Source organism: Shewanella sp. c952 (assembly GCF_019654975.1).
Classification (GTDB): domain Bacteria; phylum Pseudomonadota; class Gammaproteobacteria; order Enterobacterales; family Shewanellaceae; genus Shewanella.
In genome coordinates this window covers 1-545 of the sequence record NZ_BPEW01000117.1, presented here as the reverse complement: position 1 = coordinate 545, position 545 = coordinate 1, and the positions used below count along the sequence as shown (strand labels likewise).

The following is a 545-nucleotide window of genomic DNA, read 5'->3' as shown; positions in this document are numbered from 1 at the left end:
GCCACCGCCAATGATGTTGCCAGAAACGGTGCTGAAACAGCGTCTTTCACTCAAGTGACCAAGCATCAAACCATGGACTCTAAAGCGGTCGTTGCAAAAGCGACCAGTACCGTTGCGCAACTGGTGCAGGAGGTTGAGAGCACCTCAACCAATATTGAGCAGATAGACAAAGACACCATCAACATTACCCAAGTGCTTAAAGTGATTGGCGAGATAGCCGATCAAACCAATCTTTTAGCGCTTAATGCCGCCATTGAAGCCGCACGTGCCGGTGAACAAGGCCGAGGTTTTGCTGTGGTCGCTGATGAAGTCAGAGCACTCGCTGCAAGAACCCAATCAAGTACCGCCGAAATAGAGGTAACACTTAATCAACTCAGAGAAGCCTCCAATGCAGCCATGGCCTCGATGGATGCGACTAAAAACACCTGTGTCAAAACGGCTGAAACCACTGAGGTTGTCGCCTCAGATCTTGATGCTATTGGTGACTCGGTTAATCAAATCAATGATCTGAATACCCAAATCGCCACCGCCGCAGAGGAGCAAAG

At 49.5% G+C, this 545-nt stretch carries 1 protein-coding gene; it reads left to right on the top strand.

The window, feature by feature from the left end:
* Positions 1-545 (top strand): methyl-accepting chemotaxis protein (locus tag K5R16_RS22150; protein WP_259649983.1); only part of this gene is annotated, 545 nt, incomplete at both ends.